This window comes from Wolbachia endosymbiont of Drosophila barbarae, assembly GCF_044752445.1.
GTDB lineage: Bacteria > Pseudomonadota > Alphaproteobacteria > Rickettsiales > Anaplasmataceae > Wolbachia > Wolbachia pipientis.
On the sequence record NZ_JBIXJM010000014.1, the window covers coordinates 1 to 547 of the forward strand.

1 protein-coding gene is annotated in these 547 nt (G+C 34.2%); it reads left to right on the forward strand.

The features are described from left to right. Positions 1-547: WD_0033/WD_0034 family tandem repeat-containing protein (locus ACIPNH_RS00175; protein ID WP_458695306.1), on the forward strand; the 547-nt coding region annotated here is incomplete at both ends.

Below are 547 nucleotides of genomic sequence, written 5' to 3' on the forward strand. Positions count from 1 at the left end.
TAAAGATAGTATAGCTGTTGAGAAAATGTTAAGAGTAGCTAAAGAAAACGGTATTCTGAAAGACATTCTTGACGCAACAACAACTATAAAATATCCAGGTGGTCAGGAAGAAACTTGCACACCACTTACTTATGCCATATTATGTAAAAATAGCAAAACTATTGAAGAAACTTTAAAAGTCTCTAAAGAAAACGGTATTCTGAAAGATATTCTTAACGCAACAACACCTATAAAATATCCAGATGGTCGGAGAGCAACTGTTACACCACTTGCTTATGCTATACTATATGAAGATAGTATAGCTATTGAAGAAATTTTAAAAGTCTCTAAGGAGAACGGTATTCTGAAAGATATTCTTAACACAACGGCAACTATAAGATATCCAGATAACAAGGAAGTGACTTACGCGCCACTTGCTTATGCTATGTTCTGGAAGGATAGCAAAGCTATTAAAGAAATTCTAGTAGCAGCTGAAGAGAACAGTATTCTGAAAGATATTCTTAACACAACAACAACCATGAAATATCTAGACCGGGAAGTAACTTAC